Annotated in this window: 15 protein-coding genes; 11 read left to right on the top strand and 4 right to left on the bottom strand. The window is 36.5% G+C overall.

All coding sequences use genetic code 11. From position 1 onward, the window contains the following. Nucleotides 1–15: 15 nt before the first annotated feature. The 6 genes from IW16_RS25980 (at nucleotide 16) to IW16_RS24565 (ending at nucleotide 5297) form a co-directional block, all read left to right on the top strand. The gene (locus tag IW16_RS25980) at nucleotides 16–1704 is read left to right on the top strand and encodes a hypothetical protein (protein ID WP_131327985.1); all 1689 of its coding nucleotides are present in this window, start codon (nucleotides 16–18) and stop codon (nucleotides 1702–1704) included. Nucleotides 1705–2259: 555 nt separating this feature from the next. Continuing rightward, nucleotides 2260–2772 carry a hypothetical protein gene (locus IW16_RS25975; RefSeq protein WP_051890721.1) on the top strand — a complete coding sequence of 171 codons (513 nt, stop codon included), beginning with the start codon at nucleotides 2260–2262 and terminating at the stop codon, nucleotides 2770–2772. Between the two features lie 846 nt (nucleotides 2773–3618). Continuing rightward, complete coding sequence (locus IW16_RS24580; protein ID WP_316931946.1) at nucleotides 3619–4056, top strand: transposase; 438 nt, start codon at nucleotides 3619–3621, stop codon at nucleotides 4054–4056. Nucleotides 4057–4072: 16 nt separating this feature from the next. After that, nucleotides 4073–4360 (top strand): hypothetical protein, encoded by a 288-nt coding sequence (locus tag IW16_RS24575; RefSeq protein ID WP_131327983.1) that lies wholly within the window; start codon nucleotides 4073–4075, stop codon nucleotides 4358–4360. Further along, nucleotides 4332–4667 carry a hypothetical protein gene (locus IW16_RS24570; RefSeq protein ID WP_034751068.1) on the top strand — a complete coding sequence of 112 codons (336 nt, stop codon included), beginning with the start codon at nucleotides 4332–4334 and terminating at the stop codon, nucleotides 4665–4667. Before IW16_RS24575 ends, IW16_RS24570 begins: the two co-directional genes overlap by 29 nt. Nucleotides 4668–4787: 120 nt before the next feature. Beyond that, nucleotides 4788–5297, top strand: coding sequence for a thermonuclease family protein (locus tag IW16_RS24565; RefSeq protein WP_034751065.1), 510 nt, complete (start codon nucleotides 4788–4790; stop codon nucleotides 5295–5297). A 95-nt stretch (nucleotides 5298–5392) separates the two neighbouring features. Here the strand turns inward: IW16_RS24565 and IW16_RS24560 are convergent, their stop codons facing one another. From IW16_RS24560 to IW16_RS24540, 4 genes are all read right to left on the bottom strand, one after another. Then, nucleotides 5393–5809 (bottom strand): hypothetical protein, encoded by a 417-nt coding sequence (locus tag IW16_RS24560; RefSeq protein WP_034751062.1) that lies wholly within the window; start codon nucleotides 5807–5809, stop codon nucleotides 5393–5395. A gap of 203 nt (nucleotides 5810–6012) precedes the next feature. Beyond that, entirely contained in the window at nucleotides 6013–7215 is a 1203-nt protein-coding gene (locus IW16_RS24555; protein ID WP_034751059.1) for an MFS transporter, read from the bottom strand. A 306-nt stretch (nucleotides 7216–7521) separates the two neighbouring features. Further along, on the bottom strand, nucleotides 7522–8133 hold the full coding sequence (locus IW16_RS24550; protein WP_034751057.1) for a response regulator: 612 nt from the start codon (nucleotides 8131–8133) through the stop codon (nucleotides 7522–7524). Between the two features lie 997 nt (nucleotides 8134–9130). Further along, nucleotides 9131–9778: a DUF1349 domain-containing protein gene (locus IW16_RS24540; RefSeq protein WP_034751053.1), complete on the bottom strand. Its 648-nt coding sequence runs from the start codon at nucleotides 9776–9778 to the stop codon at nucleotides 9131–9133. Between the two features lie 82 nt (nucleotides 9779–9860). On the opposite strand from IW16_RS24540, the gene IW16_RS24535 reads away from it, so the two are divergent. From IW16_RS24535 to dnaX, 5 genes are all read left to right on the top strand, one after another. Beyond that, nucleotides 9861–10604: a response regulator transcription factor gene (locus tag IW16_RS24535; protein WP_034751052.1), complete on the top strand. Its 744-nt coding sequence runs from the start codon at nucleotides 9861–9863 to the stop codon at nucleotides 10602–10604. A 110-nt stretch (nucleotides 10605–10714) separates the two neighbouring features. Continuing rightward, complete coding sequence (locus IW16_RS24530) at nucleotides 10715–11071, top strand: helix-turn-helix domain-containing protein (protein ID WP_034751050.1); 357 nt, start codon at nucleotides 10715–10717, stop codon at nucleotides 11069–11071. Nucleotides 11072–11489: 418 nt separating this feature from the next. Continuing rightward, the gene (locus IW16_RS24525; RefSeq protein WP_034751048.1) at nucleotides 11490–12746 is read left to right on the top strand and encodes an aminotransferase class I/II-fold pyridoxal phosphate-dependent enzyme; all 1257 of its coding nucleotides are present in this window, start codon (nucleotides 11490–11492) and stop codon (nucleotides 12744–12746) included. A 6-nt stretch (nucleotides 12747–12752) separates the two neighbouring features. Further along, complete coding sequence (locus IW16_RS24520; RefSeq protein ID WP_034751046.1) at nucleotides 12753–13382, top strand: TetR/AcrR family transcriptional regulator; 630 nt, start codon at nucleotides 12753–12755, stop codon at nucleotides 13380–13382. A 98-nt stretch (nucleotides 13383–13480) separates the two neighbouring features. Next, entirely contained in the window at nucleotides 13481–14566 is a 1086-nt protein-coding gene (gene dnaX / locus IW16_RS24515; RefSeq protein WP_034751043.1) for a DNA polymerase III subunit gamma/tau, read from the top strand. Nucleotides 14567–14593: the final 27 nt, after the last annotated feature.

Raw genomic sequence — 14593 nt, 5'->3', positions numbered from 1 at the left:
ACTAAACACTTAAAAATGAAAAAACAATTATTTTTATCGGCCGGAGCTGTATGTTTATCAATGACATTACATGCTCAGTTTGGCGTTAACACCAACTTTCCAGCTGCCACACTTGATGTGACAGCGACTGCTGAAACGGGGACTTCTTCCGTCGTAGACGGAGCTTTGATCCCCAGGGTGGACCGCCAGAGAGCCCAGAGTATGAAAGGAGTTCCTGTCTCTACCCTTATTTATATTAACAATATTGCTACCGGAACGGCTGCGGGGGCAGCGATCCATATTGATGCGATAGGATTCTACTATTATAACGGAACATCCTGGATCAAACTGATACCACCGTCTGCAAATACTAATCTTTATAACAGCAACGGAACGCTTGATGATAACAGAGTGGTAGCTCAGGGAACAAAAACCCTGGCCTTTACGGGAACCGCAGCCAATGCGTTTTCTGTAGACGGGGCTACTTTTTCTGTAGATGCCGCAAATGACAGGGTAGGAATGGGAACCGTTTCTCCTTCAAGAAAACTTCATGTAGAAGGTGGGCAATTTCTCAATGCAGCAAAAGAAGATACAGGACGTGATGCCACCACCAATGCAATAGATATCAATATTGGCCAGGATGGATATGGTTATGGGAACCGCTGGAACAATTACGGGATTAATATAAAAAGTTCCTCTTCTGTTCATACAGGTAATGTTGCGAGGATTAATTTTGGGGATACCTCGACTTCTACAGCAGGTGGGGAACGTTATCTTTCCTTCAGTGTAGGCAAATCGCTAAAGGAGCTGATGTTTCTCGAGAGTGCCAATGATGGCAGGGTAGGTATAGGAACAGCTGCACCTGAAACCAGGCTTGACATCAATACCCCAACAAAAAGTTATGGACTGCAGCATACTGATGGAACTGTAAAGTTAAGGTCTTATTTGGGAAAACGCATCTCAAATGGTGGTACTGATGCTGCATGGCTGGGAACCTACAGCAATCATCCCCTTGATCTGATGACTAATGATACAGCTAAGATGAGAATTGATACCAATGGTAATGTGGGGATAGGGACAGATTCTGCAACAGAAAAACTGGATATCGATTCCGGAAATGTTAGGATACGCTCTATCAATACCAAACTGGGATCTGCAGGTATGGATAGGATTGTGGTTGTGGACGCCAATGGAGTATTAAAGACTATTGGAGCAGGATCAGAGGATTCCGGATTGTTTTATGCACGTTTGGGACAAAATAAAAATGTATTTGGAGTACCTGTTACTTTGTTATTTTCTGAACTTGCGGCCGCTTCGGCTCTGTATTCTTATAATACTTCTACTGGAATACTGACTTTTAAACAAGCGGGATCTTATCAGATTAATATGCAGGCCAGCTTTGCACAACCTTCTGTTAACCTGATGAGATATGTATTGGGAATAAAAACTTCTTCCCAGAGTAATGCTGATGGAAATTATATTGCACGGGCGAGTAAGTTTTCTTCACGTCCTATTCTTGCTAATGATCATAATCCAACCATAGGAGATCTTATGACTTTTACAACGGCAATTAAGGTTCCGTACTCTGGTTACAGTATAAAATTTGTAGCTGCTTCGACAAGAGGGGATAGTAGTGGTCCTGCTACAGCTGTAATTTTGTCAACTGAGTCAGGAACATCAGGAGATGGAAATGTCACCAATATTTCAATCCAGAAAATTAAGTAGAATACAATCTCTTTTTTAGGGTCTAGTTTGGAAAATACTACTAGATGAGAAATATAAAGATATTCAATTTCTGCGATTGGTAAAGGATCATTACATTTTTTTTAATTTGTGTTAGGCTGTTATGAAATGATTGATCATAGCAGCCTTTTTAGGGTAAACAACTTCAATATCGCTGTGGTATATCGGAAAGATCTCCTATTTCGTCTAGTACTGAATATTTTTTACCACGTCATACACTGATATCTTCTTTTGCAATACAATCATACAGATGGGTATAAAATTGCATATGGTGTGAGTTATAAACTTAAAGAAATATTTGATGCTTAATTCTGATTTTCATTTAATTTTTAATATTTTAATTACCTTTTTTGATTGTCAGATGATGAAATTATCAGACAGTTAGCAGTCTTTTTGTTAAGATTAACTTCAATATTTTAAAGTGGATTTATTTTATTTAATTAATTGTTTGTCATTGTTTTATGCTTTTTTCAGTCTGTTAATATTCGCGAATAATGACAGGCATTTCTTTGTCGCAGAGAATGATTAAATCTAAATGTGCAGCACATTATTTCTCATGAGTCACAGCTTAGAATATTAAATAACACGAATAGTCCTTTAATAGAAGGAAATTTTGCTGAAGAAACCTTAAAAACCAACGGAAGTTTTGAAATCAATAGCGGAACGAAAAACGGAGGTATAAAAATTACAGATGGTACTCAGGGGGAAGGAAAGGTATTGACGTCCAATGCTGATGGATTGGGAACATGGCAGTATCCCAAAACTTCTGTAAAAACGGTTACAGGCAGCTACACCATCATCAGTGACGATGATAATGGATTTGTATTTGTAAATTCAGATTCCAATATAATTATTACGGTTCCAGCCGGGTTGCCTGCAGGTTTCAACTGTGAAATTATTCAAAAAGGGATCGGGCAGATAGAAATACAGGGAGATTCTGTTGCGATAAATTCTTCCCAGGGATTAAAAACCCGAACAAAATATTCTGTGATGAAAATTATATTGGAAACTGCTACAAATGGTATTGCTACTGGAGATCTGGTACATTAGATCTGCTATTTGCTTATTTTTTTGTCTGTCATTATTCGCGAATAGTGACAGACATTCTTTTTTATATCTCCCGGTTTAGTGATAGTTTTACGATGTAAATGAACGTGGTTTTTCTTTGGAGGCGATACGGATGATTCCTGCCTCCAAAGATTTTAAATCAGTACATTGAATGTTCAGGACCGCTATTCTTCAAAGTTTTTATTATGGTTATATATGAAAAATAATAAAAGCTTTTAACCATTATTCATATTAGTGTCTCCTTTAGAAGGGAGTAGCCTGCCATCTTTGGCAGGCTTTTTATATGTGTTGCAAACCGTAGGATATCAACCCAAACATAATACCTCTTTTAATAGAATGACTCAAACTGATCCGGACAGCCTCTTACACTAAGACTGTTTTGTGTTGCCTTTTTACCGGAAAAACAGAAATAACTCTAATTTTTATCTGTGTATGTTAGTTTTGTTTTTAATGCATTTAAATGCCTATTAATAAGTGTTTTAAGTATTAAATTATGCTGTTAATATTCGCGAATAGTAACAGCCATTTGTTTGTGTTGTACTCAATTCCTTCCTAGATTTGCAACAGAAATACAATGATGATCTCATAAAAACACAGTGATGATTTCGTAGGGTTTATTTTTAATTTCTTTGGAGGGTTCCTCAGTTCCTCTGCCTCCAAAGAAATTTTTACCTCAAAAAAATAATACGTATTTCATCAAATGATCTTAACCATTTTATCAGGTAGGTATTCGGATCTCATTATATAATCTGTTATTCTCATTTTCTTAATGTAAACAGAATTTCGATAGAGTAAAGTAAGTATTGGAAATACAAAATAATAACAACAATGAAAATAAATTTAAAGAATATCAATGTCGGAAATTTAATTGCTGAAAGAGTCGGGGAATGTGATATTGATATGTTTCGTATTTGTAATTTTTTTAACTGTACAGAAGATGAGATCTTAAAAATGTATAAAGAGGAAAACTTAAGTACTGATCTCCTTCTTAAATGGAGTAAATTATTGAGCTATGACTTTTTCCGATTGTACACACAGCATCTTGTTTTGTACTCTCCACCGGATGGGAGTGAGAAAACATCCGGAACGAAATCTGCCATTCTGCCTACATTCAGAAAAAACATTTATACCAAGGAGCTTATTTCATTTGTCATGGAACAGCTTAATACCGGAGCGATGAAAAGGAGTCAGATCATTGAAGAGTACAGGATACCCAAGACCACACTGTATAAATGGCTGAGCAAATATAATCATGTACATCTATAATTTTTACCAGAACAATATGGATTGGAGAATTGCATTTCAATTGAAAGGGAGAGAAAGAAATAAAAAAAAGGTTTTGGAGGCGGAATGTATCGAAAAAATCAGTTTTTATGGGAAAACCAGATCTGAGGTTTTAAAGGTATTGGATCACTATAGCATCGAAGGCGAAAATGATTTCCTGTCCGCTGTCCTGTCTGAAACCTGGTATGGAAAACGAAAAACAATCAGACTGATTTTTACGGAAAATAAAGTAGAGGAAAAGTATATTAAAACAGAATATGGAAAACTGTCAATCACCAAATTATAAGAGGATTTATCAGGATATTATTGAAAAAAAATACCCCGATAAAAAAGAAAAATGCATTGATCTTCTGGAAAAGGAAAAGCTTACAACGAGAGAGATTATTCTGATCAACACCTATATATTCGGTACAGAAATCGTGTCAGAAGTCATTGAAAATAACAGTAAATTCAGATCTTATGATCAGGAAACAGTTCTATATATTCTAAATTATCAGATAAGAAATAATCTGAACAATACGGAAACGGCCAATTATTTCAAAATAAGCAGAAACACGTTGGCTAAATGGAAAAAAATGTCTAAACAACTGTAAATCCATTTCATTTGCAAATCAGTAAGTAATGAAATGGATAACGTAGATGTAAAAGGTGAATTAAGTAAAAGAAATCCTTTCTGGTAAAGAGATTTAGAAATATATTTATAATTTTGCTTCATGAGAATATTTCTTTGTGCATTATTATGCTTACCCCTTTCTTTTTTCTCACAGACGTTGGCAAAAGTAGTAGGAATTTCAGATGGTGATACCATTACAGTTTTATTGGACGGAAACATACAGAAGAAACTTCGTCTGGCAGAAGTAGACTGTCCCGAAAAAAGACAGCCATTTGGAAAAAATGCCAAACAGTTTACATCAGATCAGGTTTTTGCCAAGCAGATCAGGTTTACAGAAATGAAGAAAGACCGTTATGGGCGTTCAGTCGCCAAAGTGTATTATGACAACGGAAAGTATCTTTCTGAAGAGATTATCAAAGCCGGATATGGATGGTGGTATTATTCCTATTCTAAAGATAAAAATCTTGGAAAAATACAGGATACCGCAAAAAATAAAAAATTGGGCTTGTGGCAGGATAAAAAAGCAGTTTCACCCTGGGAGTTCCGTAAAGAGCAACGGGAAAACGCTAAAAAGAAACGCCTTCAAAAACAAATGGAGTTGCTGAGATAATTTAGTTCCCGATTAAGTCTTTAAGATATCTGAAAGAAATATAAAATAAAACCGCTGCTAACAAGCAACGGTTTCTTTATAATAAACATGATCAACTAAGATTCTGCCTTCAGCATTCCATAACTGGATGTTGACGGCTCTTTTCCGAAAAGACACGAGAAAATATTCTGAAACTCGTGAATATACCTGCACTTGATGGAGTTTCCGTATATTTTAAGGCCCTCCAGAATTTTTTTTGAACTTAAATCAAAGTCGTATTTGATAAACGCTTCGGGTCTTTCATAACGAATTCTCTGCTCCGAGCTGTAAGTGCGTAAAAATCCAAATTTTTCAAGCCATTCCTCAGTTATTTGGATCGGTGTAATAGATTCAGCCGGAACTGAAAAACTTTGGATGTCATTTTCAATTTTCACAAAATAATCATGATTTCCTCCCTGAAAAATTTCAGTAATCGTGTACGTCTGATTTTTGTATTCAACTAAGTTTTTAATTTTAAGATCTGCTGCGTTCATAATATTGTGAGTTTAGAAAGGTGTGTGGTCTTTAAGTACTTGCAAATATTATGCCCTGCATTAGAGTAATGTCTTTGTATTCTTGAATGTTTTGTTAATTTTTCTTATAAATAATTAATTATTTGTTAAAATAATAGGGTAAATTCTTAAAATCAGTACAAAACCAATATGATTTGTGGTAGCTGTGTGGTATATTTTATTTGTTAAGACATTTTAATTTCCTTTAAATCCTTGTTGGCCGAAGCGAGTATAAATGAAATAGCAACCGAAAACAGCAGGATGGTTATAAAAATATTCCACGAAAATGCGTGCAGAATATAACCTGTACCACTGCCCAGAATACTGGATCCGAAATAATAAAAGAGCCAGTAAATAGATGTTGCCGAAGATTTACCCTGTTTGGCATGCAGTGCGGTCATTTGGCTTGCCATGGTGTGGGCTGCAAAAAAAGCCAGAGTAAACAGTCCCAAACCAAAGATGACCACATAAATATTCTCCGACAGCAGCAGTGCTGTACCTGAAAGCATGAAAACCACTGAACTTTTGAGAATCAGATTTCGGCTGAATCTTGTGGAGAGCCTGCTTGTAATCATTGTACCAAATACCCCGAAAATGTACATTAAAAATATAAAAGCGATCACAAAATGACTAAGCGAAAAAGGTTTAGCTTCCAGTCTGAATGTTAAATAATTATATACGCTTACGAAGGTTCCCATCAGAAGAGCTGCAATACCATACAGGCGAAGCAAATAGGGATCTGTAAAAAATTTTCTCATCTGCTTTACTTTCAGAGAATAATCTGTTTTTTGCGGATTGAAGAATTTGGACTCGGGGAACAGTTTCCAGAAAACAAGTCCCAGCAAAAGACTCTGTAAACCTATGATAAGAACTGCATTGCGCCATCCGAATTCTCCTGCCAGAATAGTGGCCAGGATCCTCCCGCTCATTCCACCGATTGTATTACCGCTGAGATACATACTGATGGCGAGCCCTACGACGGAAATGTGAACTTCTTCCGTAAGATAGGCAAGGGCAACTGCAGAAACCCCCGATACCACAAAGCCTTTTATAACACCGGCGGCAATAAGAATGCTCAGACTTGGGATCCATGCAGACAACAGGGTAAGCAATGCAGAGGAGAGCAGAGAAAAGGTCATCAGTTTTTTCCTTGAATAACTGTCTGCTTTAAAGGCAAAGAACAGCAAACCTGCTGCCATGCCTATGGTAGAGGAAGATACTAGAAGAGAACTGTCTCCTGCAGTTGTTTTAAAATATTCTGCAACAGTGGGCAGCATGGGTTGAAAAAGATAAAGCTGTGCAAAGACAGAAAGTCCCGAAAAGAAGATACAAAGTTTTATATATCGGAAACGGGTGCTTCCTTTTTCTGCTTTTTCAGATAGATTCATGATTTTGTACAATTAAAAACACGGAGGTTTTTACAGAAATTTACGTTCTGTAAAGTTCCTGATATTTTTTCAATCCTGAAAATGCTTTATTCAATCAGGTTTATTGGTAAAACCGATCGCTGACGCAATGGAAATCAGAGCAAATGCATCGGTTACTGTGGCATAATGAAAGCGTCTTTGCCAATAACTCTGCATCCATACCTCAAACGTAGTGGCATGTAAAATCACAAGTATCTTTGTACCGGGACCGGATTTTTAACAAGACATTCCGGTCCCAATTTTTTTTACTGTTGAATTCCTGCTGCGTTAATGCATCATTTCATGTACCTTGATCAGTTCTGCAATGTTGCTGATGTTCAGTTTTTTAAAAATTCTCTTTTTGTAGGTGCTTACGGTAGACATTTGGATGTCCAGCTTATTTCCTATTTCAAGATTTCCACTTCCGTTAGCCAGCAACTTAAAGATTTCATATTCGCGTGAAGAAAGCTTTTCTGCTGGGTTGCTTTTTTTATTCTGTATAATGAGCCCGATCAGTTCTGCAGGATAATAATATCCTTTTTCAATCACTGATTTTACAGCGGCTCTGATTTCTTCTTCACTGCTCTGTTTACTGAGGTAGCCTTCAGCTCCTTCCCGGATATACTGTATGGCTACATCCTTATCATACCCTGAGAATACAAGGATTTTCAGGTCTTCCTGAATACTTTTCAGTTCAGGGATCATTTTCTTATACTGAGTTCCCGGCATATCAATATCCAGTAGAAGCAAGTCATAATGACAGCGGCCCAGATGGTTCTGCACCTGCTCATAATTTTCTGCAAAATCTATACTAAGCTGTGGATAAGCGGACTCTAACACTAAAGCAGTTCCTGCTCGTACTACATAGTGATCATCAGCGATTAAGATTCGTTCATTCATAAAATTGACTTTAATAAGAGTAGTTTTCAAAGATAGCTGGGGAAGATCGGTCCTGAAATGAGCTTGGCAGACGTTTCTGCTCCAGTATCGGCGGTTATTATAATTAGTTTTTTATTTTTTTTAATGAGATCAGAGGATCTGGATATAGGGCTGTACAATTCCATGACAGGGATGAACGCGCTTTTGTATGGCGGGAATCCGTTGTCAACTGTACAACACATGGAAGGATGACATTGTCCGTAAGTGTTCAAAAACAAAATTACATAAAACAAGGTCCAGGTCTTCATAAATGCATAAATGATCTATGTTTTTCTGCTTGATTAGGGCCGAAATTTATTAATAATAGTCATTGTACAATCTGAAGTTTTTTTAAGTTTTGGGAATAGCTGAATGCAATGTTTTTTCATTATATAATTCTGTGTTTTGTGTTTTTGAGTTAAACAAATTTAGTTTAAGCTGTAAAATTAGTGATTTTATACGCATAAATTGTTATCCTGATACATATTTGATACGAATTTTAACTTATGTAAAAAGTGAAAAAAACATATTTTTTTTAATAAAATTTCCACAAACGGTGAAATATTGTTCTCTGATTTTTACTTCCGTATCATTTTAAGGCATTTTACTTCGAATCGACAGTTTAAAAAAATGCTGATCCTAGTGTTTTTCTGAAATTTAAATGACAAATACATGATTTTTTGTAGTAAAAATTGTACAAGCATCACTTCTTTATTCTACATATAATTTTTCTGTTACTCAGCCATTGCCCGTATTTTTGCAAAATGCTCCTGATGCTTTCGAGATAAGATTATGATGCTTAAGAGGGTATATTTTGGTTCTAAAAACACATACGGTTTTGGCTGGAAATAAAAAGGTCTCTCACGGGATCTTTTATTTTTGTCGTCCATCCAGTCATTGAAATTAAGTTAAAAACAAAAACCTCCCCAAAAAAGGGAGGCGAATAAAAATTGACTGTATATTGAATGTAATTCAATCGTTATTGGTTGGCTTCAAGCCATTTCAGCCTGCGCTGATCGGGAAGATGCTTTACTTTGAATCCTTCAAATACTGCCGTAAAGCCTTTTCCGTCCGGACACGCAGCCATTAGTCCTACCATTACAGGAGTATTGTCCTGAAGATAGGCATTGCGCATCATCGTATAGTTTTTGTCATCAAAAGAATAGAATACTTCTACAGCATCAAGTCTCCTCACTGCTTTGATCCAGACCTCGGAGGGTGTTTTGTCCAGTGTAATAACACTCCAGTCACTGGTTCCATGAGTGACCACCGTACTGAGGTTATATTTCCCGTCTACGAATTCGATGCCTGCCTTTATGTAATTTTCCTTGTCTGTTCTCAGCATGAGCCCCATTTGGTCAAATCTGGCCTTGTAATTTCCGCTAATCTTTACTTTGGCTTCAAATTCTCCTCCGTACGTCGTATAATAAAAAGGAGCATCATCCACCGTAAATCCGTAATGGGAAATTCTCCAGTAGTCACTTTGTGGAGTTACAGACATCGATAAACTGTTGTTTTTGATCTCCCACTTTTCAGGTTCATTGAACCAGTTCATCTTTTCCAATGTCTGTGCAAAGGTCTTCTGAACAAATAAAATAGCACAGAAGCTTAAAACCAATCTCTTCATTCTCTTTAGCTGGGCGTAAATGATTATTTTAGCAAAAGTATAATTAAACGCTTATGATGACAATACTGATAAATAACCATTTATGGAGATTATAGAAAAACTGAATAGCAGACTTCTGGATACAACAGACCAACGATGCAGGCTTGACGTAGAAATATACAAGCAGAGAGCATTGGTGTATGCTCAGATGGAAGGCGCTGTATCGGTCTTAAGTGATATGCAGGAAGACAAAAGCTATGTTTACAAATCTAACGCAGCAATTGAACTGGGACTGAGTACAGTAGAAAATCCTGCAGAGATTAACTCCATCTGGGAAGATGAGATCATAAAAAAAATACATCCGGAAGACCGGCTCAAAAAATACATCCATGAACTCAGATTTTACGAACTTATGGATTCGATGGATAAGGAGCTTAGATCAGAATATTGCGTTCTTTCAAAAATCAGAATGAAAGACAAGAATGACAATTACAGACTGGTAAAGCACCGTATGTTCTATATCTACTCCCCGGATAATGGGAAATTGAGATTTGCATTCTGTCTTTATCATACCGGACTGAATCAGACGCAACTCCTCATTTCTGATTTTATGATCATTAATATGATTAAAGGAGAGGTTATTGTAAAAGATAAACTGGATTATCAGAATATTCTTTCCAAAAGAGAACTGGAGGTATTAAAATATATAGGGGAAGGATACGCCAGCAAAGAAATCGCAGGATTTCTTTCTATAAGTGTCAATACAGTGAGCCGTCACCGTCAGAATATCCTTGAAAAACTCAAAGTGAAAAATTCTGTACAGGCATTTAAAGATAGTTTTTATTAAAGAATGAAGGCGGTTTGATTGTGAACCTCCGAAAACTTCACCGTGTTTTTTATATTCATATCTTTACTTTTATAGATTGAATTTTTCCTGTTAACCAATGATGACCATCCATGAAAAGAAGTAAAGAGATCACCAGCCAGTATTTTGCTTTTCTCGAAAAACATATTGATGATGTGCTTTCCGGCACGGTTCCTGAATTTATGGAGCTCAATGAAATTGCCGGACAGCTTGCCGTTTCCCACAAACACCTTACAGATACTGTGAAAAAAGAGAAGGGACAGCATCCGTGTCACTTCTATGATGAGAAAATTATCAATGAAGCTAAAATCAGAATTGCAAACTCCGATCAGTCGATTGCAGAGATTGCAAGAGTTTTTACCTATGATCCTTCAAACTTTTCTAAATTCTTTAAAAAAATAACAGGAATTACACCTGGAGAATTTAGAAAGAACAGCAGACAGGAATAATCAAAAAACAGCTGAGTTTGTAAAAAGGAGATTAAAAAAGTGATGCAAATCCCAATTTGGGACTTTAGGCTTTAAGAAAAATTAACATATTCGAAAATAAAAGCAAAAAATAATATTTTAGAAATGAGGCAATTGTGTAAACATTTGTCTTTTTTTTGTGATTTATTTATAGATAGTGATTTATTGTTGCCTTTTTTTTGTTAAATTTAGATTCACTAAAAAACTAATCAACTGTTAAAAACTTATAATTGATCCGACGATCTTAGAAATAGTTTGACTGTCAGATCATAAGGTTAAAGTTCTTATATCATGTATAATATTTAATATAATAGGAAGATTCCGCAAGCTTTAATAATTATATATTTGTTTCTTCAAACAATTAACATAACAACTAACATTAACAACTAACAACTTAAGGATGAGTATCGATTTTACAACAGCAACATTTAAAGATTTTGAGAATATTCCAGATCACAACATGCTTGAGAGAGCAGAGATTTTCAGCGATTTTCTGGATTATATGAAATCCAACGGACGCTTACACTACAGACTGAGAAACACTTCAGGAACCAACGCAACATTGAATGTGAAAATCGCAGATCAGAACAGAGAATACGTGAGTTTTGTATCCAGTGATTATTTAGGATTTACGCAGCACCCAAAAGTAAAGCAGGCTGCTATTGAAGGAATAGAAAAATATGGAACCGGTACAGGTGCAACGCCCCTTATCGGTGGATATTTTGATTATCATGACCGGTTGGAAAAAAGAATTGCCAACTTTTTTGGAAGAGACGGTGATGAGGCCGTAGTTTTTACTACTGGATATACTGCCAACAGTGCCATGCTGCAATGCCTGATGAAATTGGAAGATTTAGCTATTTTAGACATGGCTGTACATGCCAGCGTACATGAAGGATGTGCTTATACCAATAAAAAAACGTTTCAACACAATAATTTGGAACATTTGGAACACATTTTGAAGACATCAGAGAGTCAGTACCGTACAAAACTAGTTGTAATCGATGGAGTGTATTCCCAGGATGGTGATATTTCGCATACCAGAGAGATCTATGACCTTGTTAAGAAGTATAATGCTTTTCTAATGGTAGATGATGTTCACGGGATAGGAGTGTTGGGAGAAACAGGAAGAGGAACCTTAGAACAGACAGATTTGCTTAGTAAAGTGGACATAATGACAGGGACTTTCAGTAAAACTTTCGGTAATCTTGGCGGATATGTTATTGCAGATAAAAGAATCGCAACATTTCTTAAATTCCAATCCCGTCAGCAAATCTTTTCAGCAACGGCGCCACCTTCTTCAGCAGGGGTTATTAAAGCTATTGACTTAATAGATGAAGAGCCGGTTTGGAGAGAAAAGCTTTGGAAAAACATCAACTATTTCAAGAAAGGACTTGATGATCTGGGACTGGATACAGGAATTACCTGTTCGGCGATTGTTCCTGTGAAGATCGGAGATCCTCATATTACCGGGGATGTCGGAAGATTACTGATGGAAAACGGAATTTATACAAACCCTATCATATATCCTGCTGTATCCAGAAAAGATGCCCGTATCAGGATGAGTGTTACAGCAAGACATGAGAAGGAGCATTTGGATAAAACTTTAAATATATTTGAAGATATCAATACAAAATTGCATATTGCAAAAAAATAATAAATTATGCCCAGAAAAGTAGTGCAAGGTCCCATTAGGGATAAAGAAAAAACCAAACAAAAACTGCTTGCCGCAGTAGGTAAAATCCTTAGAGTAAAAGGTTACTCCGGATTAAAAGTAAGTAAAATTGCTGCGGTAGCCGGTTTCGATAAAAAACTGATCTACGAATACTTCGGAAGCACTGATAAGCTTATCGATGAGTATATCAGATCTCAGGATTATTGGAGCAGAGTCAATCAGGAATCTTTAGAAGTAGATCTTTCTGACGGAGGAAAAGAGCTTTGTAAGAGTGCTGTGCTTACCCAATTTGAAAGCCTTAAGAAAAATAAGGAACTTCAGAAGATCATCCTTTGGGAACTTTCCGAAAGTAAGCCGATCCTGAGAAAATTGGTAGAGCAGAGAGAAGAAGCTGGAGAGGTCCTGTTTGAAAACATTATCGATCCTTATTTTGGAGACCAGGCATTGAGAACAAGGGCTATCATGGCATTACTTGTTTCAGGAGCTTATTATCTGAATCTTTACACAGGTTACAATGCAAGCAAATTTTGCGGTGTTGATCTGAAAAGTGAAGAAGGAAGAAAAGCTATTGAAGATGCTATTGTTGAATTAATTGATCTATCGTACATCAAAAAATAATGATTAAAAGTTTTCCAATTTTACCGAAAATAAGTTTTTGTTGATAATTTGAAAACTTTTAATTTTCAGATTAAAACTATATTTCATATTTTTGACCAATGGAAAATTTTATCGTATCTGCAAGAAAATATCGCCCCCAACAGTTTGACACTGTCGTAGGGCAATCCCATATTACGGATACTTTAGAACATGCGATTGAGGAAAATCAGCTGGCTCAGGCCTTACTTTTCTGTGGTCCGCGTGGTGTAGGAAAAACTACATGTGCCAGAATTCTGGCCCGAAAGATCAACGAAAAGGATGGTTCAGTTTCAGAAGACGGCTTTGCCTATAATATCTATGAACTGGATGCAGCGTCCAACAATTCCGTAGATGATATCAGAGAGTTGATAGATCAGGTCCGCTTTGCGCCTCAGGTAGGTAAATATAAAGTATATATTATCGATGAGGTGCACATGCTGTCCTCTGCAGCATTCAACGCTTTTCTTAAAACACTTGAAGAACCACCAGCTCACGCGATTTTTATTTTAGCGACTACTGAGAAGCATAAAATAATACCTACTATTTTATCGCGATGTCAGATTTATGACTTCAAAAGAATAACAATAGAAGATATTCAGGGACATCTAAAGAATATCGCTCAAAAAGAAAGTATTCAATACGAAGATGACGCTCTCTATCTGATTGCTCAGAAAGCAGACGGTGCATTAAGAGACGCACTTTCCATTTTCGACAGGCTTTCTACTTTTTCCCAGAAAAATATCACACTGGCCAAGGCTGCCGAAGTCCTGAACATTCTGGATTACGATCAGTATCTTAATATCGTGGATCTCGCCAAAGAAAACAAAATTCCGGAAGTACTTTTTGCTTTTAATGAAATTGTAAAAAAAGGCTTTGACCCCCATATTTTTATTGCAGGACTAGGAAACCATTTCAGAGATCTGATGATGGCTCAGAATGCGAGAACAATAGAACTTATTGAAGTCGGGGAGAGGACGAAAGTGAAATTTGTAGAGCAAAGCCAGAAATGGAATGCCCAGCAGCTCATTGATGCCGTCGAGATTTGCAACCATGCGGATATTAATTATAAGAACTCCAAGAACCCAAGACTTACAGTAGAAATTGCACTGATGCAGCTGTCTTCCCTGACAGTTAATTTAGGCGATACTAAAAAAAAAAGTTCTTAATACTGGCTCCCTTTCTCAGTGAAAAAC

The organism is Chryseobacterium vrystaatense, assembly GCF_000737765.1.
GTDB classification, from domain to species: Bacteria; Bacteroidota; Bacteroidia; order Flavobacteriales; family Weeksellaceae; genus Chryseobacterium; species Chryseobacterium vrystaatense.
The sequence above is the reverse complement of the archived record's forward strand: the minus strand, read 5'-3'. Positions and strand labels throughout refer to the sequence as shown.

Bases quoted from the DNA above. Each gene is read 5' to 3' on its own strand.
- IW16_RS24535 (WP_034751052.1), top strand. From the start codon at position 9,861: ATGGAGATTATAGAAAAACTGAATAGCAGACTTCTGGATACAACAGAC.
- IW16_RS24550 (WP_034751057.1), bottom strand. From the start codon at position 8,133: ATGAATGAACGAATCTTAATCGCTGATGATCACTATGTAGTACGAGCA.
- IW16_RS24570 (WP_034751068.1), top strand. From the start codon at position 4,332: ATGGAAAACTGTCAATCACCAAATTATAAGAGGATTTATCAGGATATT.
- IW16_RS24530 (WP_034751050.1), top strand. From the start codon at position 10,715: ATGAAAAGAAGTAAAGAGATCACCAGCCAGTATTTTGCTTTTCTCGAA.
- dnaX (WP_034751043.1), top strand. From the start codon at position 13,481: ATGGAAAATTTTATCGTATCTGCAAGAAAATATCGCCCCCAACAGTTT.
- IW16_RS24520 (WP_034751046.1), top strand. From the start codon at position 12,753: ATGCCCAGAAAAGTAGTGCAAGGTCCCATTAGGGATAAAGAAAAAACC.
- IW16_RS24560 (WP_034751062.1), bottom strand. From the start codon at position 5,809: ATGAACGCAGCAGATCTTAAAATTAAAAACTTAGTTGAATACAAAAAT.
- IW16_RS24580 (WP_316931946.1), top strand. From the start codon at position 3,619: ATGAAAATAAATTTAAAGAATATCAATGTCGGAAATTTAATTGCTGAA.
- IW16_RS24575 (WP_131327983.1), top strand. From the start codon at position 4,073: ATGGATTGGAGAATTGCATTTCAATTGAAAGGGAGAGAAAGAAATAAA.
- IW16_RS24565 (WP_034751065.1), top strand. From the start codon at position 4,788: ATGAGAATATTTCTTTGTGCATTATTATGCTTACCCCTTTCTTTTTTC.
- IW16_RS24540 (WP_034751053.1), bottom strand. From the start codon at position 9,778: ATGAAGAGATTGGTTTTAAGCTTCTGTGCTATTTTATTTGTTCAGAAG.
- IW16_RS24525 (WP_034751048.1), top strand. From the start codon at position 11,490: ATGAGTATCGATTTTACAACAGCAACATTTAAAGATTTTGAGAATATT.
- IW16_RS24555 (WP_034751059.1), bottom strand. From the start codon at position 7,215: ATGAATCTATCTGAAAAAGCAGAAAAAGGAAGCACCCGTTTCCGATAT.
- IW16_RS25980 (WP_131327985.1), top strand. From the start codon at position 16: ATGAAAAAACAATTATTTTTATCGGCCGGAGCTGTATGTTTATCAATG.